This is a genomic window from Desulfomicrobium orale DSM 12838 (assembly GCF_001553625.1).
GTDB lineage: Bacteria > Desulfobacterota > Desulfovibrionia > Desulfovibrionales > Desulfomicrobiaceae > Desulfomicrobium > Desulfomicrobium orale.
Window position 1 is genome coordinate 1,663,638 of sequence record NZ_CP014230.1, and the last position, 26,113, is coordinate 1,689,750.

At 53.7% G+C, this 26,113-nt stretch carries 24 protein-coding genes and 2 pseudogenes; 11 read left to right on the forward strand and 15 right to left on the reverse strand.

Going from position 1 to position 26,113, the window contains the following annotated elements:
- Positions 1-71: 71 nt before the first annotated feature.
- The 9 genes from cutA to pal all read left to right on the forward strand — a co-directional run bounded on the left by cutA (position 72) and on the right by pal (position 7,239).
- Positions 72-398 carry a divalent-cation tolerance protein CutA gene (gene cutA / locus AXF15_RS07645; protein WP_066605561.1) on the forward strand — a complete coding sequence of 109 codons (327 nt, stop codon included), beginning with the start codon at positions 72-74 and terminating at the stop codon, positions 396-398.
- A gap of 74 nt (positions 399-472) precedes the next feature.
- Complete coding sequence (gene miaB, locus AXF15_RS07650; protein WP_066608815.1) at positions 473-1,858, forward strand: tRNA (N6-isopentenyl adenosine(37)-C2)-methylthiotransferase MiaB; 1,386 nt, start codon at positions 473-475, stop codon at positions 1,856-1,858.
- Positions 1,852-2,346, forward strand: a complete 495-nt coding sequence (locus AXF15_RS07655; RefSeq protein ID WP_066605564.1) for a bifunctional nuclease family protein — start codon at positions 1,852-1,854, stop codon at positions 2,344-2,346. The genes miaB and AXF15_RS07655 overlap by 7 nt, the downstream gene beginning before the upstream one ends.
- Positions 2,346-2,999: a histidinol phosphate phosphatase domain-containing protein gene (locus AXF15_RS07660; RefSeq protein ID WP_066605566.1), complete on the forward strand. Its 654-nt coding sequence runs from the start codon at positions 2,346-2,348 to the stop codon at positions 2,997-2,999. Before AXF15_RS07655 ends, AXF15_RS07660 begins: the two co-directional genes overlap by 1 nt.
- Positions 3,000-3,047: 48 nt before the next feature.
- Positions 3,048-3,836 (forward strand): MotA/TolQ/ExbB proton channel family protein, encoded by a 789-nt coding sequence (locus AXF15_RS07665; protein ID WP_083517930.1) that lies wholly within the window; start codon positions 3,048-3,050, stop codon positions 3,834-3,836.
- Positions 3,837-3,838: 2 nt separating this feature from the next.
- A complete protein-coding gene (locus tag AXF15_RS07670) occupies positions 3,839-4,243 on the forward strand; it encodes an ExbD/TolR family protein (protein ID WP_066605567.1) in 405 nt (134 codons plus the stop codon).
- 240 nt (positions 4,244-4,483) lie between these two features.
- Positions 4,484-5,338 (forward strand): energy transducer TonB, encoded by an 855-nt coding sequence (locus tag AXF15_RS07675; RefSeq protein ID WP_169793625.1) that lies wholly within the window; start codon positions 4,484-4,486, stop codon positions 5,336-5,338.
- A 9-nt stretch (positions 5,339-5,347) separates the two neighbouring features.
- Complete coding sequence (locus AXF15_RS07680; protein ID WP_066605570.1) at positions 5,348-6,664, forward strand: PD40 domain-containing protein; 1,317 nt, start codon at positions 5,348-5,350, stop codon at positions 6,662-6,664.
- A 41-nt stretch (positions 6,665-6,705) separates the two neighbouring features.
- Positions 6,706-7,239 (forward strand): peptidoglycan-associated lipoprotein Pal, encoded by a 534-nt coding sequence (gene pal, locus AXF15_RS07685; RefSeq protein WP_083517932.1) that lies wholly within the window; start codon positions 6,706-6,708, stop codon positions 7,237-7,239.
- A gap of 233 nt (positions 7,240-7,472) precedes the next feature.
- Here the strand turns inward: pal and AXF15_RS13495 are convergent, their stop codons facing one another.
- Both AXF15_RS13495 and AXF15_RS14545 read right to left on the reverse strand, forming a co-directional pair.
- A complete protein-coding gene (locus tag AXF15_RS13495; RefSeq protein ID WP_236884852.1) occupies positions 7,473-7,973 on the reverse strand; it encodes an IS5 family transposase in 501 nt (166 codons plus the stop codon).
- Positions 7,871-8,239, reverse strand: a complete 369-nt coding sequence (locus AXF15_RS14545) for an IS5 family transposase (RefSeq protein ID WP_066608822.1) — start codon at positions 8,237-8,239, stop codon at positions 7,871-7,873. The genes AXF15_RS13495 and AXF15_RS14545 overlap by 103 nt, the downstream gene beginning before the upstream one ends.
- A gap of 162 nt (positions 8,240-8,401) precedes the next feature.
- On the opposite strand from AXF15_RS14545, the pseudogene AXF15_RS07700 reads away from it, so the two are divergent.
- Both AXF15_RS07700 and AXF15_RS07705 read left to right on the forward strand, forming a co-directional pair.
- A pseudogene (locus AXF15_RS07700) lies at positions 8,402-9,075 on the forward strand (IS1595-like element ISDeor2 family transposase).
- A gap of 206 nt (positions 9,076-9,281) precedes the next feature.
- Positions 9,282-9,956 (forward strand): IS1595-like element ISDeor2 family transposase, encoded by a 675-nt coding sequence (locus tag AXF15_RS07705; protein ID WP_066602895.1) that lies wholly within the window; start codon positions 9,282-9,284, stop codon positions 9,954-9,956.
- Between the two features lie 66 nt (positions 9,957-10,022).
- On the opposite strand, the gene AXF15_RS13500 is transcribed toward AXF15_RS07705, so the two are convergent.
- The 13 genes and pseudogenes from AXF15_RS13500 to AXF15_RS07750 form a co-directional block, all read right to left on the reverse strand.
- Positions 10,023-10,783 (reverse strand): IS5 family transposase gene (locus AXF15_RS13500; protein WP_151192321.1). Its coding sequence is split into 2 segments (ribosomal slippage): positions 10,023-10,426 and positions 10,426-10,783, totalling 762 coding nucleotides; the frame shifts between segments, so codons are not numbered across the junction.
- A gap of 483 nt (positions 10,784-11,266) precedes the next feature.
- Positions 11,267-11,671, reverse strand: coding sequence for a hypothetical protein (locus AXF15_RS07720; RefSeq protein WP_151192322.1), 405 nt, complete (start codon positions 11,669-11,671; stop codon positions 11,267-11,269).
- A 6-nt stretch (positions 11,672-11,677) separates the two neighbouring features.
- On the reverse strand, positions 11,678-12,679 hold the full coding sequence (locus AXF15_RS14745; protein ID WP_066605579.1) for an RHS repeat domain-containing protein: 1,002 nt from the start codon (positions 12,677-12,679) through the stop codon (positions 11,678-11,680).
- A gap of 136 nt (positions 12,680-12,815) precedes the next feature.
- Positions 12,816-13,046 carry a hypothetical protein gene (locus AXF15_RS14010; protein WP_151192323.1) on the reverse strand — a complete coding sequence of 77 codons (231 nt, stop codon included), beginning with the start codon at positions 13,044-13,046 and terminating at the stop codon, positions 12,816-12,818.
- A 27-nt stretch (positions 13,047-13,073) separates the two neighbouring features.
- Positions 13,074-16,808: an RHS repeat-associated core domain-containing protein gene (locus AXF15_RS07730; protein WP_066605581.1), complete on the reverse strand. Its 3,735-nt coding sequence runs from the start codon at positions 16,806-16,808 to the stop codon at positions 13,074-13,076.
- A gap of 40 nt (positions 16,809-16,848) precedes the next feature.
- Positions 16,849-17,238, reverse strand: coding sequence for a hypothetical protein (locus AXF15_RS14015; RefSeq protein ID WP_151192324.1), 390 nt, complete (start codon positions 17,236-17,238; stop codon positions 16,849-16,851).
- 1,021 nt (positions 17,239-18,259) lie between these two features.
- The gene (locus AXF15_RS07735) at positions 18,260-19,996 is read right to left on the reverse strand and encodes an RHS repeat-associated core domain-containing protein (protein WP_470290479.1); all 1,737 of its coding nucleotides are present in this window, start codon (positions 19,994-19,996) and stop codon (positions 18,260-18,262) included.
- Positions 19,997-20,074: 78 nt separating this feature from the next.
- Entirely contained in the window at positions 20,075-20,338 is a 264-nt protein-coding gene (locus AXF15_RS14020; RefSeq protein WP_151192325.1) for a hypothetical protein, read from the reverse strand.
- Positions 20,338-21,042: an RHS repeat-associated core domain-containing protein gene (locus tag AXF15_RS14560; protein ID WP_417926398.1), complete on the reverse strand. Its 705-nt coding sequence runs from the start codon at positions 21,040-21,042 to the stop codon at positions 20,338-20,340. The genes AXF15_RS14020 and AXF15_RS14560 overlap by 1 nt, the downstream gene beginning before the upstream one ends.
- A pseudogene (locus tag AXF15_RS14845) lies at positions 21,024-21,095 on the reverse strand (RHS domain-containing protein); the annotation flags it as partial. The gene AXF15_RS14560 and the pseudogene AXF15_RS14845, both read right to left, overlap by 19 nt.
- 96 nt (positions 21,096-21,191) lie before the next feature.
- Complete coding sequence (locus AXF15_RS14025; protein WP_151192326.1) at positions 21,192-21,659, reverse strand: hypothetical protein; 468 nt, start codon at positions 21,657-21,659, stop codon at positions 21,192-21,194.
- A gap of 138 nt (positions 21,660-21,797) precedes the next feature.
- On the reverse strand, positions 21,798-25,460 hold the full coding sequence (locus tag AXF15_RS07745; protein ID WP_169793628.1) for an RHS repeat-associated core domain-containing protein: 3,663 nt from the start codon (positions 25,458-25,460) through the stop codon (positions 21,798-21,800).
- A 148-nt stretch (positions 25,461-25,608) separates the two neighbouring features.
- Positions 25,609-26,049 carry a hypothetical protein gene (locus tag AXF15_RS07750; protein WP_066605593.1) on the reverse strand — a complete coding sequence of 147 codons (441 nt, stop codon included), beginning with the start codon at positions 26,047-26,049 and terminating at the stop codon, positions 25,609-25,611.
- Positions 26,050-26,113 lie beyond the last annotated feature (64 nt).

A 26,113-nucleotide genomic window follows, 5' to 3' on the forward strand; every position in this document is an offset into this window, starting at 1 on the left:
GAACTGAAATATTTTTTGTGAGCCTGCGTGCAGTTTATGCGGCGCGATGGAAGAGAATTCTGGAGGAACACATGGAGTGCGTGCTGGCATATGTGACGGTCCCGGATATGGAGACAGCCCGCCGGATCGGGCGCGCCGTGGTGGAGCGGCGTCTGGCCGCGTGCGTGAACATTCTGCCCGGCATGGAATCCATGTACTGGTGGAACGCGGAGGTGCAAAGCGGCAGCGAAGTGGTTCTTCTGGTCAAGACCACGCGGGCGTCTTTCGCGGCATTGACGGAATGCGTGGCCGGGCTGCACCCGTACGAGGTGCCGTGCATTGTGGGTGTGCCTCTTGTGGATGGGCATGAACCGTTTCTGCGCTGGATCCGCGAGGAAACGTCGCCGGAAAAAAGTTGACGTCGCGGAACAAAGATTCATAGCAGAGGCGCGGGTGCCCGCCGCCCGTGATGGCTTTTGAGAGCCGCCGGGCCATGGGGCAGAGGAGCCTTTCCCGCGAATATCAGATCGGAGACCTGCTGGACGTGCGCTTTCATATATTGACTTTCGGGTGCCAGATGAATGTTGCGGACTCGGACTGGCTGACCCGTTCCCTGGTGGCCCGCGGATGGATGCCGGCCGCCGAGGAAGAGGCGCAGGTTTTCGTGGTGACCACATGCAGCGTCCGTGAAAAGCCCGAGCAGAAGGTGTACTCCCTGCTTGGGCGGCTCAAGGAGTACGCAGACAGGAACCCGGAAGTCTTTGCGGCTGTGGGCGGCTGTGTGGCGCAGCAGGTGGGCGAGGAATTCTGGCGGCGGTTTCCCTTCGTACGGCTGATCTTCGGCACCGACGGCACGGGCATGGTGCCTCAGACTCTGGAGCGTCTGGCGCTGGATGCCGGGCTGCGGGTCAGCCTGCTGGACTTTCTGGATCACTATCCGGAGCGGGAGCCGGCCGGGTCCGGAAATGTCGGCGCTCAGGCTTTCGTGAACATCATGCAGGGGTGTGACAATTTCTGCGCCTACTGCATTGTGCCGTTTACCCGCGGACGGCAGAAATCCCGCACCGCCGATGCCGTGGTGGCCGAATGTGAGTCTCTGGTGCGCCGGGGAGCCCGCGAACTGACTCTGCTCGGTCAGAACGTGAACAGTTACGGGCAGGACCGGCGTGGCGACGGCACCACCTTTGCCGGACTGCTCCATCGCGTCGCGGCCGTTCCCGGCCTGTTGCGCCTGAAGTTCACCACATCGCATCCCAAAGATATCGCCCCGGAAGTGATCGAGGCGTTCCGCACCCTGTCCAACCTGAGCCCGCAGCTGCATCTGCCCGCGCAGTCCGGCGCCGACTCCATACTGGCGGCCATGGGCCGCAAATATACCCGCGAGCGCTACATGGGCATTGTACGGGATTTGCGTGCGGCTTGTCCGCACATCGCGCTCAGCACGGATATCATCGTGGGTTTTCCCGGAGAGACCGTGCGGGATTTCGAGGAAACGCTGTCGCTGCTGGAAGAAGTGCGTTTCATCTCGGCCTTTTCCTTCAAATATTCGGACCGGCCGGGCGTGCGTGCCGAAAAGATGGATTTCAAGGTGCCGGAAGAGGAAAAGGCCAGACGTCTGGAAGTGCTCCAGGAGGTGCAAAACCGCATCACGGCGGAAGATTTGCTGGCCCAGGTGGGCCGCCGGGCGCTGGTGCTGGTGGAAGGTCCGAGCAGAATGCAGGATGGCCGCGGCGCATTCTGGCGCGGCCGGGACGAGGGCGGACGGATCGTCAATTTTCCACACTCGGGAACCGGACTGACTGGGAAAATGGCTGAAGTGGTCATTCTGGGGGCGAAGAAACACTCGCTGACGGGCGAGATGCGAGGTGCCGCATGGTAGAAATGATTGTTTTCGGGCTGGCCCTGGACGAGGACTCCCAGATGCCCATCCTCATTCTCAAGGACAAGGCGGAGGATGTGATTTTTCCTATCTGGATCGGCGCGCTGGAGGCCATGTCCATTTCCATGACCCTGAACAAGGTCGCCGTGCCCAGGCCCATGACTCACGACCTGATGCTCAATGTCCTGAAGAAACTGGCCGCCAGGCTGGAGGCGGTGGAAATCGTGTCCATCCACGAAGGCACCTACTATGCGGAACTGGTGCTCACTATCGGCGGGGAAGAGCGGCGGGTGGACTGCCGGCCTTCGGATTCCATCGCTCTGGCTCTTCGCGCGGAAGCACCCATCCGGGTGGCGGAGGAGGTCATCGCCCTGAACAAAAACCTGCAAAAGGGCGGATTCCAGGAGGAACTGAAGGGCGAGGACAGTGAGAAATGGACGGAAATTCTGTCCCGGTACAGTCTCGACGACATCAAATATAAAATGTGATGATAGACCTGCATACGCATACCATATTCAGCGACGGCGAACTGCTTCCGGCGGAGCTGGCCCGGCGGGCCAAGGTCGCCGGGTATCGGGCCATCGCCATTACCGACCACGCGGACGCTTCCAATCTGGAGCTGATAGTGCCGAGGATATCCGCCATGGCGCGCGAGTACTCGGCGTATATGGATCTGACCATCATCGCCGGAGTGGAACTGACCCACGTGCCGCCGGGTCTTGTGGAACAGGAGACGCGCCGGGCCAGGGCGCTTGGTGCGCAGGTCGTGGTCGTTCACGGGGAAACCATTGTGGAACCGGTGGAACGCGGCACGAATCTGGCGGCCATCGAGGCCGGCGTGGATGTGCTGGCCCATCCGGGGCTGATCACGGAGGAGGAAGTCCGTCTGGCGGCGGAAAAAAAGGTCCTGCTCGAAATCACCACCCGTTCCGGGCACGGCTATACCAACGGGCATGTGCTGACCCTGGCCCGCAGGCATGGCGCGGCCGTGGTGGTCAACAACGACGCTCACGCTCCCCGCGACCTGACGGATAGGGATTTGCGGCGCAAAATCGCCCTGGGGTGCGGCATGACTCCCGAAGAGTACCGTATGGCGGACGAGTGCGCCTGGAATCTTGTGTCCCGCTGTCTTTCCCTGTAGGGATGCGATCTTTATTTCCCATCAAATCAAGCGGAAGGTGAATATATCATGGAAACAGTGCCACAGATCGGCGATGTGCAGCAGATGAATCTCACGCAGCCCGATGTCGCTCATCAGCTCGGTGCGGGGACACAACTGGGCGGAATGCAGTCCCTGGGCCTCTGGGATATGATCTCCAACGCCACGCTGGTCGTACAGGGCGTGATGGGGCTTTTGCTGCTCATGTCGCTCATCAGCTGGTCCATCATTTTCTTCAAGATCGCCCAGATTCATTTCGGACGCCGGAAAGCCATTCACGAACGGAGCCTCTTCCGGAACGCGACCAATCTGGCCGACGGAGTGCAGATCCTGCGGGAAGAAAGATCCTCCATCCTGTACCCCGTGGCCAAGAAAGGGCTGACGGAATTCCGCCGTCTGGAGCAGTCCGTCATCCATCCCAACCTCAAATTCCGCGTGGCCGGAGACAATTTGCGGCGGGTGCTGGAAGAGGGCGTGCGCGAAAGTCTGGGCAGCATGTCCGCATCCCTCGCCTTTCTGGCTACCTGTGCCAATTCCGCACCGTTTATCGGCCTGTTCGGGACGGTGTGGGGCATCATGAACTCCTTTCACGCCATCGGGCAGATGAAGACGGCCGCACTGGCCGCCGTGGCGCCGGGAATCTCCGAGGCCCTGGTGGCCACCGCCATCGGTCTGGCCGTGGCCATTCCGGCCACCATCGCCTACAACACCTTTCTGGGCATGATCAACACGGTGCAGACGGAGATGGAATGCTTTGCCAGCGAATTTTTGAATCGCGCCCAGCTCGAACTGCCGTGGATGAACAAGCGGGGTGAGTAGCCATGCAGCTGAACGGAAAGGGTTTTCTGGCGGAAATCAACGTCACGCCTTTTGTGGACGTGATGCTGGTGCTGCTTATCATCTTCATGGTCACCGCTCCCATGCTGACCCAGGGCGTGGAAGTGGACCTGCCGGAAACCAAGACGGTGGAAACACTCCCGGAAGACAGTGAGACCGTGGTGCTGAAGATTCTGAAGGACGGCACCATCAAGCTGGACAAATACGAAGTCAAACTGGAGGAGCTGGGCAATTATCTGAAGCGGATGGAGCTGGAGAAAGGCAATCTGCTCTATCTCCAGGCCGACAAGGACGTGGCCTACGGAACCGTGGTCAAGGTCATGGCGGAGGTCCGGGCCGCCGGCGTGCAGAAGCTGGGTGTGGTGGCGGAACCCGAGGATGAAAAATAGCGCCTGGCCTGTGCGAGCGGCGTTCTTTTTCCACCGGGAGCCCGGCCAAAGCCGGTTCCGCGTCCCGCTGAATTTACCCTAACATCGAATTGTCTGCGCAACGCCGGACGGCGTGAGGCAGATGGTTTTCGCGATAAAGGCAAGATGTCGAGTCCGTTGCGCCATGTAAGCTGGGTTCTTTCCCTTGTGTTCCACATTCTGGTGATTGTGGGGGGGGCGTATTTTGCCGCCGGAACCCATGTGAAGATCAATTTGGACAGGAAAATGTACGAGGTCAGTCTGGTCGGGGCGCCGAACAAGGGCAAGCCCGGAGCAAAAAGCGCGCTCCGGCCCTCGGCGCGGCAGGCGGACGCGTACAAGAAACCTCCGTCCAAGGCCGCTCCTGAAGCCAACCCTCTGCCTGAGCAGAAAAAACCCGAGAAGAAGACTACGCCTCCCGATACGGCCAAGGCCATCCCGCAGGAAACGGTGAATGCGACCAAGACGGCCGAGGTCAAGGAAAAAGAAAAGACCGAAGCCAAAAAAGAAGAGCCGAAAGCTGCCGAGGCCAAAAAGGATGCCGCCGCGCAGAACGCTACGGCCAAAAAGACGGAAAAACCGCAGAGCAAGGAAGATATTCTGGCCCAGGCCTTGAATGAGGCCAGCAAAACGGCGAAGAGCACCAAGGGAAAATCCGACGGGCCAGCCAAAAGCTCCAAGGGTGGTTCGAAGGATGCCCTGAAAGACGCGCTGGCCGATCTGGGCAAGGAAGTGGCCGGACGGGGACGCCAGGGTGACGGAACCGCCGAGGACGGAGACGGAACGGGCGAATCCTCCGGCACCATCGAGGAATGGTACGCGACGCAGGTGGTCCGGGCCATCCGTCAGAACTGGCGTTTTCCCCGGCTTTCCAACGTGGTGCTGGCCACCAGACTGGAACTGCGCCTGAACAGGGCCGGAGAAATTCTGTCCTATCGCCAGCTCAGCGGGTCGGGCCGGGCGGATTTCGATTCTTCGGTGCAACGTGCCGTGGAAGACACCAAACGGCTGCCCCGGGTGCCCGAAAGCGTGGGCACGACCATCGTCATAACTTTCTATAACACAGACAACGAGTAGGAGGCTGTTTTGATCAGAACCGTTCTCGTTTTTATTGCGCTGTGCGCTTCAATTGTTTCCGCTTCGACTGCGGGGGCACTGAATATCGATATTTACGGCCCGGGTCAGTCCAGGGTCAATCTGTTCATCGCGGAGGCTCTTTCCAAAGACGGCGCAGGAGCCCTGAGCGCCATACCGGGCAACGCGCCGGCGGATCTGCAGCAGCGCATTCACGCGAATTGCGCATTTCTGCCTTTCTTCACCATGCTTTCCGGCCGTGATATTGTCGGCGGTCCCAATCCCGGCGGATATTCCGGACAGAGCATCGATTTCAACAAGTTCAAGCTTTCCCGCGCGGACGTGCTGGTCACCGCGGCCTGGGCGCCGCGCCCCGGCGGGGTGGGCGAAGTGGAACTGCGCGCGTACGAGGTGTACACTGGGCGGCTTATCGTGGGCAAAGGCTACAGCGTGGACACGAGCCAGCAGGTGCCCGAAGCGGCCGCCAGATTCTGCGCGGACCTGATGGAAGCTCTCACCGGAAACGGCGATTTCTTCCGGTCCAATCTGGCCTTTGTCAAAAAGGAGGGCAACCGCAAGCAGATCTACATGTGCACGGCCCAGGGGCTCAATTTGCAGAAAGTGACCAACCTCGACGGCATCTGTGTCAGTCCGGCCTGGTCCCATGACGGCCAGAAGCTGGCCTTTGTTTTTCTGGACAACAAGTTCCACAACCTCTGCATCTGGGACAGGAGAGCCAGATCGCTGCAGAAGGTACGGCTGCCGGGAAATACCCTGATCGCTCCGGCGTTCACCAATGCGGGAACGGTGGCCATCAGTCTCGACATGCGCGGCAATCCGGACATTTATGAGCTCAGGCCGCAGCTTTCCGTGGGACGTGTCCTGGAAGAGAACTGGGGCATAGATATCGGCGCGGATTTCGACCGCTCCGGAAAGAAAATGGTGTTTGTCTCCAACAGGCTGGGAAATCCCCATGTCTTTCTGAAGAATCTTGCGTCCGGCGAAGTCCGGCGTGTGTCCATGAACGGAAAATACAACACCGGGCCAAGCATCAGCCCGGATGGCTCCCAAGTTGTTTTCGCACGGATGGTCAACGGACATCACAAGCTTTTTCTGGTGGATATCGCCTCGGGGCGGGAACGCCAGTTGACTTTCGGACCGAATAGTGATGAGGATCCCACATGGTCTCCTGATGGTTATTTCATAGCTTTTTCATCCAACAGATCGGGGAAGAAACAGTTGTATCTGACCACAAAGCATGGAGACGAACCAATTCTGATTCCAACCGGTCCCGGAGATGCAGAGGCGCCGGCCTGGGGGAAATTGTAATAGTGGCAAGGATTTGAATTTTTGTGTTAACGGAGGAAGTTATGAGGAAGTTGAATGTTTTCGGGTTGATTGTGTTGGTGTTCTGCTTGGCTCTGGCCGGAGGCTGCTCCAAGAAAGTAGGCTCCACGCCTGCGGGCGGCATGGGTGCCGGTTCCGACTCCATGTCCGGACAGGGCGGCATGGGCGGAGATATGGACTCACAGCGCCTTATGGAAATGCAGCGTCAGGCCATTGAAAAAATCAGCGCGGACAGAATTTATTTTGCCTTCGACTCCAACGAGCTGAGTCAGGAATCCCGCCAGATTCTGACCGAAAAGGTTGAGCTGCTGAAGGCCAATCCGTCTTTGAATCTGCTCATTGAGGGCCACTGCGACGAACGCGGCACCAACGAGTACAACTTGGCTCTGGGTGAACGCAGAGCTCGCGCGGCCTACGAATTCCTGGTGCTGATGGGCATCAGTTCCTCCAGACTGTCCATCATCAGCTATGGTGAAGAGTATCCCGCCGTTCAGGGTGGAAACGAAGCCGCCTGGGCCAAGAACAGACGTGACGAGTTCAAGGCCAGCGCCAACTAAAAGCTGCTTGGACAAACATCCTGAATCCCAATGGGATGGAAGAAACCCTGCCTTTGGCGGGGTTTTTTCATGGTTTATCGTCAGGAACGAGAGAGTCGCCGGACTCCGCGCTGTCGTCTGATCTTGCGGACCCGGAGATCTTCCGTATCCTGTCCTCGTGGCTTCGCTTCCTGCGATGAGGAACTTTCTGTGCATGCTTTTTGCTTTAGGGTCATGCCTAGGCACAGGCCTCATTAATTGAGATAGAAAATGACGGAAGCCGCGAGGCACAGAGCTGAAAAGAAGGTATGCGCGCAGCGGTCATAACGCATGGCAATTCTGCGCCAGTCCTTGATCCTGCCAAACATGATCTCGATCTTGTGCCGCTGTTTATACAGATCTTTATCGTACGGGCAGGGTCTCTTCCGGCTCCTTCTGGGCGGGATGCAGGGCGTAATGCCTCTGGCGCACAGGGCGTCACGGAACCAGTCGGCGTCGTAACCACGGTCCGCCAGAAGCTCCCTGGCCTCAGGCAAAGCATCTATGGCGTCCATAAGCAGGGCGGCTCCTTTGTAGTCGCTGACCTGGCCTTCTGTGAGCGTCATGGCCAGAGGCCTGCCGTGGCCGTCGCAAAGGGCATGGAGTTTGGAGTTCAGACCGCCCTTTGTGCGTCCGATGCAGCGGGAAAGAGCCCCTTTTTGAGCAAACTGGCGGCGGTTCGATGCGCCTTGAGGTGGGTTGCATCGATCATCAATCGTCCATCTTTTCCCGCTGTTTTTGCCAATTCGGTAAAAATATTGTTGAAGACGCCCATCCGGCTCCAACGCAAAAAACGATTGTACAGCGTCTTGTACGGGCCATACTCGCGCGGCGCGTCTTTCCACTGCAGGCCATGTTTGATGACATAAATGATGCCGCTTATGACTTTCCGGTCATCGACCCGCGGAATACCATGTGGACGTGGAAAGAAGGGCTTGATATGCTCCAGTTGTTCGGCAGAAAGGTAGAAAAGTTGGCTCATGGCGTCCTCCCTGAGCACAACTAACCAACTTTCCTGATTTTTACAATTAATGAGGCCTGAGCCTAGCCTGTCTATACTATTATCCTCTATTTTTATTCTATATAAAAATTGGGTCATGCCTAGTCCATGAGTCTCCATTCGACTATAAGGCTAGTCACGACAATGAAAAACAAGTATGCGAAGCGTTCAAGAATTTCAGAGGCCAAAGTCCGACAAATAGTGAAGCTGTTTGCCGTGGATTTGAATGCCCTGCAGATAGCTGAAATAGCCGGGGTAAATCGTAATACCGCGAACCGTTATCTGGCTGCTTTCCGAGAGAGGATTGCCCGGTTCTGCGAGGCGGAGTCTCCTGTTCAAGGCGAAGTTGAGGTTGATGAAAGCTATTTTGGCGCACGCCGCGTTAAAGGAGTCAGAGGCCGAGGAGCCGAGGGCAAAACCATTGTGTTCGGCTTATTCAAGCGTGAAGGTCGCGTTTATCCGAAATTGTCCCGGACTGTTCAAAAATCACCCTCCAAGGGATCATCCGGGGCCGCGTGAAACTTGAAAGCATTATTCACTCTGATGGCTGGCGCGGCTATGATGGTCTCGTAGACCTAGGCTACCAAAAACACTTCCGGGTTGAGCATGGCAACAATGAATTTGCCAATAAAAACTCACACATTAACGGCATTGAGAGCTTCTGGACTTTTGCCAAAACACGACTTGTTCGTTTTAGGGGTTTGCCCAAGCACACTTTTTACTTTCATTTGAAAGAATGTGAATTTCGCTTTAACCATAGAAACGAAGATATTTATAAACTTCTGCTCAAAATGCTCAGAGAAAATCCACTCAGCTAGGCATGACCCTAAATGTAAAATTAACTTGCTGTTTTTACAAATCTTTTTAGCCTATCAGATGCTATCCTGATGGTCTAGACCCTATATAATTGTCATTATTTCAATCAATTTTAAAGAAATAACCCAAAGGATACAAAGAGAAATAAAAGAAGATGGGTCATGCCTAGTCCATGAGTCTCCATTCGACTATAAGGCTAGTCACGACAATGAAAAACAAGTATGCGAAGCGTTCAAGAATTTCAGAGGCCAAAGTCCGACAAATAGTGAAGCTGTTTGCCGTGGATTTGAATGCCCTGCAGATAGCTGAAATAGCCGGGGTAAATCGTAATACCGCGAACCGTTATCTGGCTGCTTTCCGAGAGAGGATTGCCCGGTTCTGCGAGGCGGAGTCTCCTGTTCAAGGCGAAGTTGAGGTTGATGAAAGCTATTTTGGCGCACGCCGCGTTAAAGGAGTCAGAGGCCGAGGAGCCAAGGGCAAAACCATTGTGTTCGGCTTATTCAAGCGTGAAGGTCGCGTTTATACCGAAATTGTCCCGGACTGTTCAAAAATCACCCTCCAAGGGATCATCCGGGGCCGCGTGAAACTTGAAAGCATTATTCACTCTGATGGCTGGCGCGGCTATGATGGTCTCGTAGACCTAGGCTACCAAAAACACTTCCGGGTTGAGCATGGCAACAATGAATTTGCCAATAAAAACTCACACATTAACGGCATTGAGAGCTTCTGGGCTTTTGCCAAAACACGACTTGTTCGTTTTAGGGGTTTGCCCAAGCACACTTTTTACTTTCATTTGAAAGAATGTGAATTTCGCTTTAACCATAGAAACGAAGATAGTTATAAACTTCTGCTCAAAATGCTCAGAGAAAATCCACTCAGCTAGGCATGACCCAAGAAGATATAGTTATAATCATCCAGCACTTTAGCCCATCGATACTAGGCAGTGCCGTCAAATTATTTCTGCCCACAACGAGATACACCTGATTTGCACGGCGGCAAGGAAGGAGAGGCTTCGTTTTGCATAACGCGTGGCGATGCCACGCCATCTCTTGAGGTGAAGAAAGGCGTTCTCGACCAGGTGCCGTACACGGTACAGAGCTTTGTCGTAATCGCGCTGTTCCCTGCGATTCTTTTTGGGCGGGATGACGGGCTGGCAGCCGGACTCAACAGCCTTGTCTATAAGTTCATTGCTGTCATCTCCGCGATCAGCCAAAAGCATCTCCGCGCTCAAGCCGTCAATCAATGCACACGCTTCCTTGCAATCAGCTCTGGTACCTTCTGTAACAACAACTCTGAGCGGCATACCATGCGCATCCACGGCCAGATGTATTTTGGTGTTGAGCCCCCTTTTGTACGGCTCATCGCCTGGTTGCCGCCAACCGCTCCGGCAGCATGGGGATGCACTTTGCAATGGCTCGCATCAATCATCAGCCACTCATAGTCAGGCTCAGCCATGAGCACCTCAAGGAGTTTTTCCCAAACACCCCGGTCACGCCAACGGCAAAACCGGCGATGGGTATTTTTCCAGTCCCCAAGGTCAGGAGGCAGATCACGCCATGGCGCTCCCGTCCGCAATATCCAGAACACCGCGTTAATAAACAGCCTGTTGTCTCCGGCCGGGCGACCAACGCTCCCCTTTTTGCCGGGGAGATGCGCCTGTATGTTTTCCCAAACCCTGTCAGAAATATCGTGTCGTCGATGTGCGTACATAGCCCCTCCCGTTATGCATGAAGAGATTTTACCAGATTATTCATAGTTTGACGACACTATCTAAATAATATAAGAATAAAAATTAATATTAAGTATCCAGATAAACTTGATGATATCCCTAGTATGAAAAATAAAAATATATCTGCAATTCTATGATATTGAAGCATATCCATTAGAGCATCTTTCCACCAAACTGACATCATGCATAAAATTACTGCTAGAACAGGTAGATAATATTTTGCTTTCATTATTACAGATGAAATTTAAAATACTCCATTCCTATTGAGTGGAATACTGGAAAAAATATTTTTTCAGAATTCATGTCACTTCACAGTGCATGTTTCGATGAAAGGAAATATTTTTAGCATTTTACGCTCAAGAATAAGTGTATACTAATAGAGAAACGCAATAATATCAAAAAAATCATAAAATATTTAGTATATCTATGAAAAAAGAGCTCCTAAAAAATAAAAAGCGACATATTTAATACTTGTTGTATGATTTTAGCGTTGCATTTTGGGCAATGCATTCTATTTTTGTCCCACTTGTAAAGAAAATTACTACATGTATTGCTCTATCTTGAGCGCTATATTTTTTCAACTCAGGAGTGTCTTGTTTGAAATCGATAAAATCGATAGAATCTCTTTGAATTCTATTACAAAATATATCAACAGCAATCCAATCACACCCGATAAACGCAAAGGTTGTATAGCCTTCGGTAGAAATAAAATCCGAATAATCGGATAATTTTTCGAGCTCATCTTTACAAAATATAACATCCAAACTCAGATCTGTTACACCATGGTCGTTTTGTGATATGTGTATTCCTAAAAAATCAGAATCGTGAACCGGCAAATCATAAATAGTTTCTTTATTAATCTCTTTCATGACCAATCACTTCTTCTTTATGGGATACCATCTGCCATTTACATGAATATGGTCTTGTGAGCCATGACCTCTTTTTATTTCTGGGCGGCCTTTATCTCGCCTCCATTTCTCTTCAAATTTTCCGTCTGGACCGATTTCACCCCAACTACCGGGTCTATGGGGATTTTCTACTAAACCATCAGGAGGGGTTGTTGGGACTTCGCATTCCTCTCCACCTTCATCGCTTTCATTGCTTTCATTCATCATCCCTGGCCAAGTATCATAAAGGAGCGCAATTCCGATAATTGCTCCACCTATAGCATCGGCAGGGCCGGGCAGTGGGGTGTCAAGCTGAGAAATTATGGTTGCTGCCGGGATGGCCCACTCCATAGCTGTGAGCCCCTTTGGATCGATCCAGTTTATGGGATTATTTTCGGCATATGCATACACATTCATCCCGCCGACCAGGCCGATGGGATCAGCAGTGATATACCTCCCTGTCTTCGGGTTGTAATACCTGTTCCAGTTGTAGTGCAGGCCTGTTTCGGCGTCGAAGTACTGGCCGGGGAAGCGCAGGTTGTTCTGCACTGTGGCCTTGAGCACCTTGGCCTCGCCATAGGGCAGATAGGCGGCCTGCCAGACCACGGCTCCTCTGGAATCCACCAGCTGCTGCGGGGTGCCCAGGTGGTCGGTGACGTAAAAATACCAGCCGGGTTGGGTCTCGTATTCCAGCAGCGCCACGGGCTCACCGCGCAGGTACACATACTCCCGCAGCACGGTGCCGTTGGCAAGACTTTCCCCGATGAGCCGGCTGTCCTGATCATAATGATAATGCACGGTCCGCCCGCCAGCTGTCTTGCTGGTCCGGCGGTTCCAGGCGTCATAGGTGTACCGGGCCGTCACCTTGTTCTTCACGGACACGGAGACCAAGCGGTTCAGGGCATCATAAGCGAAGGTGTGTCTGCCGTCGGAAACAGTATTGCCGTTGGCGTCATAGGCGTATTTGCCCGCTCCCGCGCTGTAGACCAAGTTTCCACTTTTTGGGATTTCTGAGGTGCGACGACTGCAAGCCTATGTATCGCCGTGCTGACAGGAAGAACAACGATACCGGGATGAACGCCTTTATCTATGACTCGGCAGAATAAATGAACTATAGTTAATTTATCTATGAAATTCGAGAAATCAACTCCAAATCTTCATCTGCTTTATTGTAATGAATTAATCCAATTTTGTCTGATTTTATCACTACACCAGATTTTAAATAATTCCATTGGTTTTCTGGGTAGCCATTTGAATACTCATTATTTTCTAATAAACAGACAACTATTCCATAACAATTATCCCATAGTTTGACCCAATCTCCTATTTTTATCTCGTTTCCATCAGAATATTTCATATCATTCCTTTTTACAGTACTTTTATTCTACATCGGAACTGATCCTGGAGGTAGCGGTGGATCTGTTACGCCAATAGGTTGCCAAAAGCATTGGCAGTTATTTGGATTTTGATTCATCTTATATAAATGCACATGTGTTCCATGAAATGGATAATGAGGTTTACTCGGTGGAACATAATCTATTCTATACCAAATAGTCACTATAGGTGGATTGCATGGTGGACAACTTTTTTTGCATGTATCATCATTAAACATTCCTGGAGGAATTGTCCCATCTGCCAATTCTGTAGGATAAAAAACTACTGATATAATTATTGCTGGTATTGATATTTGAGGAATTGCTAAAATAGGCGTAGTAATAGTTTGAGGATTAATATTGAAAACGGGGATTGATATAACTTCTGCAGTTAACCCTTCCACATCCACCGCATTCACCGGATTCCCGCCGACATATGCATACACATTCATCCCGCCGACCAGGCCGATGGGATCAGCAGTGATATATCTCCCTGTTTTCGGGTTGTAATACCTGTTCCAGTTGTAGTGCAGGCCTGTTTCGGCGTCGAAGTACTGGCCGGGGAAGCGCAGGTTGTTCTGTACAGAGGCGGTCAGTATCTGTGCCTCACCGTAGGGCAGATATGCCGCCTGCCAGACCACGGCGCCCTGGGCGTTGAGCAGTTTTTGTGGTGTACCCAGATGGTCGGTGACGTAGTAGTACAGACCGGGGTTGGTTTCATACTCCCGCAGGGCGATGGGTTCTCCGTGGAGATAGATGTAGTCCCTCAGAGCCGTGCCATTGGCTAGGCTTTCCCCAATGAGCAGATTGTTCTGGTCGTAGTGATAGTGAATGGTCCGTCCGCCAGTGGTCTTGCTGGTCCGGCGGTTCCAGGCGTCGTAGGTGTAAGTGGCCAGTACGGTGTTATTGGCGGACACAGCGGTCAGACGGTTCAGGGCGTCATACGTGAAGGCGTGTCTGCCGTCGGAAAGGGTGTTGCCGTTGGCGTCGTAGGCGTACGTACCAGCATTCGCCCCGATCACGCTTTGCAGCCGGTTGTTCTCCGCCGCGTAATCCAGCGTGGCGTTCAGCCCGGCAAGGCTTGGCGTGCGCACGTTTGTGATGCCCGTGACCCGGCCGTTCTTGTCGCGGGTGTAGCGCCGGTCCGAGGCCCCGCCGTTCATGCGGGTGACCTGATAGCGGCGGTCAAAGTCCCGGTTGAAGACCATGTTGCCGGCCCTGAAGCTCCTGACCGGCCCGAAGGGCAGGTAGCTGATGTTGCTGATCAGCGGCTGATGATCCAGAGTCATGGATATGATCTGGTCCGCCGGGTCATAGCCGAAACGCAGGATGTGTCCGCTGGGATAGACCAGGGCGTTCATGTTGCCCGCGGACGGGCTGTAGCCGTAGCGCACCCGTGAGGTGGTCCTGCCCATGGTCCGGGTTTCCGAGGTCAGCTGGCCCAGGGCGTTGTACACGAAGCTCCACTGGCCTGTGCCATCCTTGATACGGGCGAGCCTGCCGCCCTGGTCATAGCTGAACGACGCCGACCCGCCGGACCGATGCCAGGGGGCAGGCCGTGACCTATGCCTACGACGCCCTGAACCGGCCCGCGCGCATGAACTGGCCCGGCGGGTCAGGTTGTCCGCCGGGTCGTAGACAAAGGCGCTCGTTCCGGTCTCCGGAGAGGTTTCCCGCACCACATTGCCGAAGTCGTCGTAGGCGTAGGTGGTGACGTTGTTGCGGGCGTCGGTCACGGCCACCAGATTGTCCCAGAGGTCATACCTGTGCCGGGCGGAGGCCACTCCCGCGCGGGTCACGGCCAGCAGGCGGTTCAGGGCGTCGTAGGTGTACTTCGTGCCCACGCCGGAGGGGTCCGTGGACTTCACCAGTCTTCCCGCCCGGTCGTAGTAGTGTCGCTCCACGGCGCTGCCGGGATAGGACAGGGCGTAGAGGTTCCCGGCCTTGTCATAGTGCTGCCCCAGAGTGAAGGTCCGTGCTCCGGCGGAGGTGTGGATATCCTGCCGTTTGATCCGGCCTTTGGTGTCGCGGCTCCAGGAGGTCTTGTGTCCGGGATGGATGGTCACGGACGCCGGCAGGCCGTTTGCGTAACCATAGCGGACGATTCTCTTTCCGGGCCGTTCCACGGTCATGAGCCTGCCTGCGGCGTCATAAGTGAAACGGGTGGTGATGCCGCCCGCCGTGGTGGACAGCACATTGCCCTGATGATCGTATCCCAGGGTGGTCACCAGCTTGTCCGGTCCGGTGATTTTGCGCGGGTTTCCAAGGGGCGTGTAGTCGCCGTAGGTGGTGACCTGGCCCAGAGCGTTGGTGATGGTGTGCAGCTGGCCGCGGTTGTGTCCCTGCGCCGCCGTGTCGGGATAATAGGCGAACCTGGTCATGTCGCTCACGTCCGTGCGGGGGCCGTCGATGGAGGCGATCCGCCCCAGGGTCGTGTAGGTCATGGTGATGGTGGCCCTGGTTGCCGCACCGTTTCTGATGCCGGTCCGGGTCAGGGTCAGGGGATTGCCGTCGGCGTCGTAGGTCATGGCCGTTGTGACGCGCTGTCCGCTTTTTACCGCCGAGGGCCGGGTGATGGTCGCGGGCTGGTTGTGCACGGTGTAGGTGGTGGTTGTGGTGCGGGTCAGGGATGTCCCCGCGGCTTCTGTTTCGGTCAGCACGTTGCCGCTGGCGTCATAGGTGTACGCCGTTGCCGAACCGTCCGCCCTGGTGACCCGGCTGATCTGCTGCGCGGCCGTGTAGGTGTAGCTTGCACCCGTGCTTCCGCCGCAGGCGTTGCATGCCGGTCCGGTGAAGGACCTGACCCTGGCCACGCCGCCGGTGGCGTCGAGCTGGTATGTGGAGGTCACGTTCATGGAATCGGTGACCGTGCGGGTCAGCGCCGAAGGGTAACCGATGGTGACCAGGTCCGTGTTTCCGGCCAGGGCGGATGCGGTTACGCGTCCTGCCGCGTCATAGCTCAGGGTCTGCACGCGCAGGCCCGTCGCGTCGATGACGCCGGTCAGCCGTTGTCCGGTGTATTCGTATCGCCGGGTCTTGCCGTCGGGGCGTTTCACGGCGGTCAGACGCCCCTGGGCGTCATAGGCATAGGAAAAGGTTCCCGCGGGTGTGATGATGCTTGCCAGACGTCCGCCGGAGTAGGTGAAGCGGATGGTCCTGCCCAGAGAGTCGGTGACGGAGACCAGGGGAGGGGCTTTCAGGGCCACGACGGCCGTGTTGCCGTGTTCGTCTCTGGTGCTGACGGAGCGGGTTCCGCTGTATGCGCAGGTGATGGTGCCGCCGTTTGCGAGAGCAATGCCTGTGAGCAGTCCCTGCGTGTCGTAGGCGTGGATGTCACGGTTGGTCTGGAGGAGCTGGAATCCCGTTCCGGTCTTCATGATGGTCAGGCGCGGCCCGACCTGGTTTATGTAGGTGCCGTCCTTTTCCCTGCGGAAACGGACATGCCGGCCGTCTCCCTGAATCAGGGTGATGGCGGTCTTTTCGATGAGCAGTCTTTCGGAGGTGAATGGCGAGGACCATCCGTACCCGAGCACGCCGTTTTCCGTGGACTGGCTGTTGTATGTCCGGGTGAAGGACAGGATCACCGGTCCGTCAAGACGGACATCTGTTTCCTGTACGTACTTGTTGCCCGTGGCGAAGTTCACGCCATGACCGGATATGTATGGATAGGACGAGGCCGTTGCGGAGAAGGGGAGGAAAAATGCAGAGACAAGAACAAGTATCGCGTATGAAAAAAGACGAGTCATAGTTTCTCCGCAATACCCGGCAAAAGGGAAGTATGCGGGATTATTGTCCGCAGGGACCAAGATTCTGATCTTTATCAAGCAGGTAATATATCGTCATTGAATCTGATGCGCTACAACTTCCTGCGCTTCCAGTAACAACAAAATGATTGGCTCCCGGTCGAAGGGTTACAGCTACGCCTCGTGTTTCAAAAATCGACATTGCATAGGAAAAAGAACCGGAGACAGTGAAGAAAGTAACCCCATTTAATGTTGCTGTAACTGTCCCATAGTCACCAGCTTCCGGATTTGCCTTTCCTGTCCCGTATACGGTTATATTGCTTTTATCTACAGTTGATCCTTTTTGTGGAGAGATAAATTTGAGCGAGCAGGCAGAACATTCTGATATTGCAATAAAAAGTATGATCGGGATAAGTAAATACAGGTGTCTCATATGGATGACTATTTTTAGAAGATAATCTCCTATGCATAACAAAATATTTAGATATACATGTGTTCTAATTTTTTTGTTTCTATATATTGATACGTTCAATCAATATATGAATTGCAGAGATTATTTAGCTCTTTTAGTAATAACTGTAAATCGCGTCCACTAAAAGGCTTTATGTTAATTTGAAAGGATGTATCACCACTTTTTGTAATTATTGCAATTCGTGGAGCTACAATACTTTGATTAAGTATATTTTTTTTAATCCACAATTTTTTAATATCTAAGATTTCAGATAAACTGACCTTTGATAATCTAAAAAGTCCATCTCTGTATGTAATAAACTCATGATTTACAGTAATCTTGAATCCTGGTAGCCAAATACACCACAAAAATGCAATTCCCAGGGTAATAGAAAAAACAATTATTGCCTCTGAAGCTAGTTTTTCTTCAGTACTGCGAAAAAAAATAATAATATTTAGAATGGCTATTAGCAACCATGGTGTTGTTAGTACAATATAACCCGAGACTGATGCGCGGAGTGTTATCGAATTGATACAAGTATTCATCTGAAAAAAAGAGAATCGCAGGAGGGAAAAAGTGGCCTCTTTAAACAAGGAGACAGGGAATATTTACCGCCTTCGCAGCGCTCGTTCAAGTCGTTTGTGCAACTCACGCTAGAACGTGAGAATAGTCAAATTATTTTTCTCCACTTTGTCCTTTCAAGCGATACTCAATTCAGCAATTAAATATAGATAAAAACAAAATATTGCAATCATTCCTATAAAAATAGATAAAAACCAATATGCCACAGGATACTCGCCACTCCAAAGCGAAAAAATAAGAACACATAATGAGTAAATTGTAAGAATACATTTTGATAAGTATAATGCATTAGGCTTGGACATTCCCCATTCTCTGAAGGCACACATCCATGATACCCAAACACCTCCTGCTACAAATAAAAATAAAAGGAAAGATAAAAAAATTTTGACAACAATTTTCTTCTTGTAGAGCATATTTCAAATCACCAAATGGGCCTAACAGAGTAATAATCTTCAACTCGCTTAAGCTTATCAGCTAATTTGTAAGTTGCCACATCATGGTCTTGGTGTTTGCGAAAGTCATTGTTTGGACCATAAAGATCGGCACTTCCTGCAGCAGGCATATTTTTGATTAAATTTCCGTTCTTATCATAAGTACATTGGTTTCCATGTGGACTCCCTGATTTGCCTGCTAAACTTCTTAATTCATAAGAAGCCCCGTTGTGAAAATAATTGAGCACAAGGCCAGAGATGAAGCCAACATTAGGATTAGACCAGGTTCCACTATCTGGATTTGTAGCCTTGCCATCTTCTCCAACACAGATTTTCTCAGGGCACTTCGGAGTTGCTTCCCACCAAGCACCTAAACTTTTTTCCATTTTTAACCATTCATCAAAAATCTGGGTATCAGTGTAGGAGTCCCACAGAATACCTTTATCCCCTGGGATGATATTCCGCTTTTTTAAACTGTTCTCAGCATCGGCTAAAGTGAATAAGCCATAAACATCTATCCAATTCACCGGATTTCCGCCGGTATATGCATACACATTCATCCCGCCGACCAGGCCGATGGGATCAGCAGTGATATATCTCCCTGTCTTCGGGTTGTAATACCTGTTCCAGTTGTAGTGCAGGCCGGTTTCGGCGTCGAAGTACTGGCCGGGGAAGCGCAGGTTGTTCTGCACTGTGGCCTTGAGCACCTTGGCCTCTCCGTAGGGCAGATAGGCGGCCTGCCAGACCACGGCTCCTCTGGAATCCACCAGCTGCTGCGGTGTGCCCAGGTGGTCGGTGACGTAAAAATACCAGCCGGGCCGGGTCTCGTATTCCAGCAGCGCCACGGGTTCACCGCGCAGGTACACATATTCCCGCAGCACGGTGCCGTTGGCAAGACTTTCTCCGATGAGCCGGCTGTCCTGATCGTAATGGTAATGAATGGTCCGCCCGCCGGCGGTCTTGCTGGTCCGGCGGTTCCAGGCGTCGTAGGTGTACCGGGCCTTCACCGTGTTCTGCACAGACACGGAGACCAGACGGTTCAGGGCGTCATACGTGAAGGCGTGTCTGCCGTCGGAAAGGGTGTTGCCGTTGGCGTCGTAGGCGTATCTGCCCGCTCCCGCGCCGCTGATCTTCTCCAGCCGGTTGCTTTTCCCCGCATAGCCCAGAGCCGCGTTCAGCCCGGCAAGGCTTGGCGTGCGCACGTTTGTGATGCCCGTGACCCGGCCGTTCTTGTCCCGGGTGTAGCGCCGGTCCGAGGCCCCGCCGTTCATGCGGGTGACCTGATAGCGCCGGTCAAAGTCCCGGTTGAAGACCATGTTGCCGGCCCTGAAGCTCCTGACCGGCCCGAAGGGCAGGTAGGTGATGCTGCTGATCAGCGGCTTGTTGTCCAGAGTCATGGATATGATCTGGTCCGCCGGGTCATAGCCGAGGCGCAGGATGTGTCCGCTGGGATAGACCAGGGCGTTCATGTTGCCCGCTGACGGGCTGTAGCCGTAGCGCACCTTCGACACGACCCCATTCATGGTTCTGGTTTCCGAGGTCAGCTGGCCCAGGGCGTTGTACACGAAGCTCCACTGGCCTGTGCCATCCTTGATACGGGAGAGCCTGCCGCCCTGGTCATAGCTGAACGACGCCGACCCGCCGGGCCAGTTCATGCGCGCGGGCCGGTTCAGGGCGTCGTAGGCATAGGTCATAGTCTGCCCCCTGCGGTTCAGGAGGGCTGACAAAATACACTCTCTACTTTATATTTGAAAGAATGAAGATATCTATAGCTTATTTTTTAAGTTATTCAGTAGGCATGAATCTTACTTATCTACTTCTCTATTAGCTACAATGATTCTATTCCCATTGTCAAATTTATATATACAATGCACCAATGTCCCGGGAGAAAATTGCCATTGTTCATCTTCTTGATCATATTTTTGATTTGGCAAAATTCGATATACCATACCGCCCATGTGTTCGCCTTGTGCTGATCTTAACACATCTACTCCTTCATTCATAAGATGAATATATATAGTATATATCATACAAAATATTGTAATATTTCGTTTTGAATTTAATTTCATCAATATTTATATCCGTCTCCGACAATATGTATAACTTCTCTAGTTATGTCATCTATAACAACTGACCTTCCTGTTTTTGGATGAATGTATCGTGTTGCGCTATGATGCTTATTTATGAGATTTGTGGCTCTATATCGTTTCCCATATTTAATAGCTTCTGAAATCTGTTCGTGCGTCCATCCACGATTTTGCATCTGATTTGACCACTTTATAGGTGATTTACCAGCCCAAAATTTCCATGTATAATTACTAGATTGAGAAATCCTTGGTATTAGGCATTGCCCAGTATTTTTTAAAACAGAATATTCTCCCAATGTTAATACAGATAATATTTGCTCTCCAATCATTCCACCCATATAAAGTGTGCCCAAAGCATATTGCCCATCCTCAAAAGCAGTCATGCCTTCATCATAGAGAATTTGTCCAGGGACAAGTATTCTCAGCATTTCAGGGCTACGATACAACCCTTCCACATCCACTGCATTCACCGGATTCCCACCAGCATACGCATACACATTCATCCCTCCAGCCAGGCCGATGGGGTCAGCAGTGATATACCTCCCTGTCTTAGGGTTGTAATACCTGTTCCAGTTGTAGTGCAGGCCGGTTTCGGCGTCGAAGACTGGCCGGGGAAACGCAGGTTGTTCTGTACTGTGGCCTTGAGCACTTTGGCTTCGCCGTAAGGCAGATACGCCGCCTGCCAGACCACGGTTCCTTGCGCGTCCACCAGCTGCTGCGGCGTGCCCAGGTGGTCGGTGACGTAAAAATACCAGCCGGGCCGGGATCAATCGAGATGTTAAAGACAACTTTGGGCAATCTTAAAAAGGAACAAGGGCAAGTTGTTTTGTTCTTATCACATATTAATGATCCGTTTAAGCAAAGATTCAGGCAAGAAACTAAACCAACGTTTGAAAAAATTATTATTTTTTTTTGCGCGAAGGAGTTGTTTTTTCCATCCATTGACGAGCAATTCATAGGAATGAATATCATCTTTTTTTTCAAGAGTTGATCGACAATTTGAAAGCAGTACTGTATAATCTTCAACTGTATATATTTTTTTATTCAACTCTGAAATATTAAGCAAAATCATCATATCTTCAATATCGTCATAAATTTCATCAAGACTAGTATCTGTATCAGAAAATAATCTATATTTTTTTGAAATCAAATCTATGCCAAAATGGTTATTTAATTTAATATGGGAAGGAGAATTAAGTCCAAATATATGTGCTATTCGTTCATAAGCAATCAAGATGTCATCATCATTTACAGATTTATTTGTGTATGCATTGAGTTCTTCTTTGATCCATTTAGTATTCATAATTTATGCTTGATCATATGATCAATATGATTAGTTTTTGAATTTAATGGGAGTAAATTTTTTGTTCATATAATACTGTTTTGGGTAATTTATCTAATACATAATAAAATTGGAATTTGATTATGAGCTAGAATAAACTCAATATATGCACTCATTCTGTTCGCAAACATAGGCGCAACGAATGATTACTCCCCAGTCATAATAGCCTTCAAAAATAAGCCCTACCAGTGCAGATCTACCTAAAGTTCTTCCAATAGCTGATCTACCAAAATCACGAATGTTTCTTCTTGCTGTAAACATGATACTTCTTACAGAATTACTTTCCTCAAGGTTCCGAGCAATTCTGCCAATTCTTCCAGCCCATCGACTTGGTTGACCTGTCCATTTATTTTGGCTGGCTCTATCTCCAAAATGTTTTTTTAATTCTGCTGGTGTTTTTGGCATTGTGCTGAATCCGAGAGCTCCTCCGAGTGTGCTGAGAACTATATCCCAGTCTAAACGCTCTTTTTCTACACAATTAGCAAAACAATTACTCCAATTTTCAGTTGCTAATCCCCATGGATCCACTGCATTCATCGGATTTCCGCCGGCATACGCATACACATTCATCCCACCATCCAGGCCGATGGGATCAGCGGTAATGTATCTCCCTGTTTTCGGGTTGTAATACCTGTTCCAGTTGTAGTGCAGGCCTGTCTCGGCGTCGAAGTACTGGCCGGGGAAGCGCAGGTTGTTCTGCACTGTGGCCTTGAGCACTTTGGTCTCGCCGTAAGGCAGGCAGGCGGCCTGCCAGACCACGGCCCCTCTGGAATCCACCAGCTGCTGCGGCGTGCCCAGGTGGTCGGTGACGTAAAAATACCAGCCGGGCCGGGTCTCGTATTCCAGCAGCGCCACGGGCTCACCGCGCAGGTACACATATTCCCGCAGCACGGTGCCGTTGGCAAGACTTTCCCCGATGAGCCGGCTGTCCTGATCGTAATGGTAATGAATGGTCCGCCCGCCGGCGGTCTTGCTGGTCCGGCGGTTCCGGGCGTCGTAGGTGTAAGTGGCCAGTACGGTGTTATTGGCGGACACAGCGGTCAGGCGGTTCAGGGCGTCGTAGGTGAAGGCGTGTCTGCCGTCGGAAAGGGTGTTGCCGTTGGCGTCGTAGATGTACGTACCAGCATTCGCCCCGATCACGCTTTGCAGCCGGTTGTTCTCCGTCGCGTAGTCCAGCGTGGCGTTCAGCCCGGCAAGGCTTGGCGTGCGCACGTTTGTGATGCCCGTGACCCGGCCGTTTTTGTCCCGGGTGTAGCGCCGGTTCGAGGACCCGCCGTTCATGCGGGTGACCTGGTAGCGTTGGTCGTAAGCCCGGTTGAAGGCCATGTTGCCGGCCCTGAAGCTTTTGACCGGCCCGAAGGGCAGGTAGGTGATGTTGCTGATCAGCGGCTGATGATCCAGCGTCAGACCCACGATCTGGTTCGAGCTGTTGTAAAGCATGCGCAGGATGCGGCCGCTGGGGTAAATCAGAGCGTTCGGGTTGCCCGTGGAAGAGCTGTAGCCGTAGCGCACCCGCGACACGACCCCATTCATGGTTCTGGTTTCCGAGATCAGCTGCCCCAGGGCGTTGCAGGCAAAATTCCAGCGGTCCGCGCCGCTCTGGATGCGGGCGAGGCGGCCGCCGCGGTCGTAGCTGAACACGTTCGAGCCGCCGGGCCAGTTCATGCGCGCGGGCCGGTTCAGGGCGTCGTAGGCATAGGTCACGGCCTGACCCCTGGCGTCGGTCCGGCGGGTCAGGTTGTCCGCCAGATCATACGCAAAGATACTATTGCCCGTATCCGGGGCGGTCTCGCGCACCACGTTGCCGAAGTCGTCATAGGCGTAGCTGGTGACGTGGTTGCGGGCGTCGGTCACGGCCACCAGATTGTCCCAGAGATCGTACCTGTGCCGGGCCGAGGCCACGCCCGCACGGGTCACGGCCAGCAGCCGGTTCAGGGCGTCGTAGGTGTACTTCGTGTCCACGCCCTCGGGCTCCGTGACGCGGACCAGATTGCCGTTTTTGTCGTAATAGCGGCGTTCCGTGGCGTTGTCCGGATAGAGCAGCGCGTCGGGATTGCCGGTCTCGTCGTAGCTCTGGCTCAGGGTGAAGGTTTGCGTTCCGGCGGAGGTGTGGATGTCCTGCCGGCGGACCCGCCCCTTGGCGTCATGCGCCCAGGAAATTTTATGCCCCTTCGGATCGGTCACGGATATCAGGAATCCGTTGGTATAATTGTAGCGCGTGGTCCGGTTGCCGGGCTGGATCATGCCCGTCAGCCGGCCGGCGTCGTCGTAGGTGAAGCTGGTGGTGATGTTGCCCGCCGTGGTGGTCAGCACATTGCCCTGCAGATCGTACGTCAAAGTGCTCACCAGGCCGTCCGGGCGGGTGATGGTGCGCGGTCTGCCCAGGGGCGTGTAGTCGCCGTAGGTGGTGACCTGGCCCAGAGCGTCGGTCACGGTGCGCAGCTGGCCGCGATTGTGCCCCTGCGCCGCCGCGTCGGGGTAGTAGGCGAAGCTGGTCACGTCGTTCACGTCCGTGCGCGGGCCGTCGATGGACGCGATCCGCCCCAGGGTCGTGTAGGTCATGGTGATGGTGGCGCTGGACGCCACCCCGTTTCTGATGCCGGTCCGGGTCAGGGTCAGGGGGTTGCCGTCGGCGTCGTAGGTCATGGCCGTGGTCACGCTGCCCCCGCTCTGCACCGCTGACGGACGGCTGATGCTCGCCGGCTGGTTGTGCGCGGTGTAGGCGGTGGTCGTGGTGCGGGCCAGGACGGTTCCGGCGGCCTCGGTTTCGGTCAGCATGTTGCCGGCCGCGTCGTAGGTGTACGCCGTGACCGTGCCTTCCGCGTCCGTGACCCGGCTGATCTGCTGCGCGGCCGTGTACTCGTAGCTCGCGCCCGTGCTTCCGCCGCAGGCGTTGCAGGCCGGGCCGGTGAAAGACCTGACCCGCGCCACGCCGCCGGTGGCGTCGAGCTGGTAGGTGGAGGTCACGTTCATGGCGTCGGTGATCGTGCGGGTCAGGGCCGAGGGGTAGGCGATGGTGATCCGGTCCGTGTCTCCGGCCAGAGCGGAGGCCGTCACTCGTCCGTCCGCGTCGTAGCTCAGGGTCTGCACGCGCAGGCCCGTCGCGTCGATGACGCCGGTCAGCCGTTGTCCGGAGTATTCGTATCGCCGGCTCTTGCCGTCGGGCCGCTGCACGCTGGTCAGATGGCCCTGCCGGTCATAAGTGTAGGAAAAGGTTCCCGCGGGTGTGACGATGCTTGCCAGACGTCCGCCGGAATAGGTGAAGTGGATGGCCCGGCCGAGGGAGTCCGTCACGGACACGAGAGGCGGGTTCTGCAGGGTCCTGACAACGGTGTTGCCGCGGGCGTCGCGTTCGGTCACGGAGCGCGTGCCGCTGTAGGCGCAGGTGACGGTGGCTCCGTTGGCAAAGGCGATGCCGGTCAGCAGGCCCTGGCTGTCGTAGGCGTGGATGTCGCGGTTGACCCGCAGCAGCTGGTAGCCCGCGCCGGTCTTCATGATGCTCTGGCGCGGCCCGATCTGGCTGACGAACGTGCCGTTGCCGTCTGGCTGGAAGCGGACATGGCGGCCGTCGCCCTGAATCAGGGTGATGCTCGAATTGTTGTCCACCAGCCGCTCCGACAGAAAGGGCGAGGACCAACCGTATCCGAGTACGCTGTCCTCCGTGGACTGGCTGTTATATGTCCGGGTGAAGGACAGGACCAGCGGTCCGTCAAGACGGACATCTGTTTCCTGTACGTACTTGTTGCCCGTGGCGAAGTTCACGCCGTGACCGGATATGTATGGATATGATGACGCACCGGCGGAGAAGGGAAGGAAAATTACAGAGAGGAGAAGAATGGATATATGCAATACGTGGCGCTTCATAAGATTCTCCGCAGGTTCATTATTTATCGCGCATCATGATGGACAGTCAGGGCAACGGGCAGACCGGCGGCGCGCCGAGGTTCAGCACGGGATCGATCGCTGGCGCGGGCGGTGTCGGCGGTGGGCAGGGATCGTCGTTCATCTCGTCGCGTTTCACGCCGTTACAATAAAGTACCGCGTGATAGTAGTTGCCGAAGATGGTGCCGGGGATGGGCGGCCGCCGAACCTGGCAGAGAGCGGCCTTGTGCGCCGGAAACTGGATCTGGAAGACAAGCCCGCCGGTATATACGCCCTGCCCAGGATTTATCCGGCAGGCGGCGTCTATGGCCCGCTCTGCTCCTGCACGGGGTTCGCTGGCGTTATACGGGAAAAATGCGTCGGGAAACTGCTCCACCACCCAGTACAGCCCTTCCGGAAAGGCCGGTGCGTTCCGGGGGCACAGAAGGAGCAGGACAAGGAGGGAAAAGACGGAAGCTCTCACGTTCATAAAAGACCACCTTTCGGGCACTGACCAGACATGGATATTTTCATTTGGACGAGTTCGTCGGTCC

What these genes read in the sequence shown, in the direction of transcription:
- cutA (WP_066605561.1), top strand. Translation starts at nt 72, where the DNA reads ATGGAGTGCGTGCTGGCATATGTGACGGTCCCGGATATGGAGACAGCC.
- miaB (WP_066608815.1), top strand. Translation starts at nt 473, where the DNA reads ATGGGGCAGAGGAGCCTTTCCCGCGAATATCAGATCGGAGACCTGCTG.
- AXF15_RS07655 (WP_066605564.1), top strand. Translation starts at nt 1,852, where the DNA reads ATGGTAGAAATGATTGTTTTCGGGCTGGCCCTGGACGAGGACTCCCAG.
- AXF15_RS07660 (WP_066605566.1), top strand. Translation starts at nt 2,346, where the DNA reads ATGATAGACCTGCATACGCATACCATATTCAGCGACGGCGAACTGCTT.
- AXF15_RS07665 (WP_083517930.1), top strand. Translation starts at nt 3,048, where the DNA reads ATGGAAACAGTGCCACAGATCGGCGATGTGCAGCAGATGAATCTCACG.
- AXF15_RS07670 (WP_066605567.1), top strand. Translation starts at nt 3,839, where the DNA reads ATGCAGCTGAACGGAAAGGGTTTTCTGGCGGAAATCAACGTCACGCCT.
- pal (WP_083517932.1), top strand. Translation starts at nt 6,706, where the DNA reads ATGAGGAAGTTGAATGTTTTCGGGTTGATTGTGTTGGTGTTCTGCTTG.
- AXF15_RS14545 (WP_066608822.1), bottom strand. Translation starts at nt 8,239, where the DNA reads ATGAGCCAACTTTTCTACCTTTCTGCCGAACAACTGGAGCATATCAAG.
- AXF15_RS07705 (WP_066602895.1), top strand. Translation starts at nt 9,282, where the DNA reads ATGAAAAACAAGTATGCGAAGCGTTCAAGAATTTCAGAGGCCAAAGTC.
- AXF15_RS07720 (WP_151192322.1), bottom strand. Translation starts at nt 11,671, where the DNA reads ATGAAAGAGATTAATAAAGAAACTATTTATGATTTGCCGGTTCACGAT.
- AXF15_RS14010 (WP_151192323.1), bottom strand. Translation starts at nt 13,046, where the DNA reads ATGAAATATTCTGATGGAAACGAGATAAAAATAGGAGATTGGGTCAAA.
- AXF15_RS07730 (WP_066605581.1), bottom strand. Translation starts at nt 16,808, where the DNA reads ATGACTCGTCTTTTTTCATACGCGATACTTGTTCTTGTCTCTGCATTT.
- AXF15_RS14015 (WP_151192324.1), bottom strand. Translation starts at nt 17,238, where the DNA reads ATGAGACACCTGTATTTACTTATCCCGATCATACTTTTTATTGCAATA.
- AXF15_RS14020 (WP_151192325.1), bottom strand. Translation starts at nt 20,338, where the DNA reads ATGAAATTAAATTCAAAACGAAATATTACAATATTTTGTATGATATAT.
- AXF15_RS14025 (WP_151192326.1), bottom strand. Translation starts at nt 21,659, where the DNA reads ATGAATACTAAATGGATCAAAGAAGAACTCAATGCATACACAAATAAA.
- AXF15_RS07750 (WP_066605593.1), bottom strand. Translation starts at nt 26,049, where the DNA reads ATGAACGTGAGAGCTTCCGTCTTTTCCCTCCTTGTCCTGCTCCTTCTG.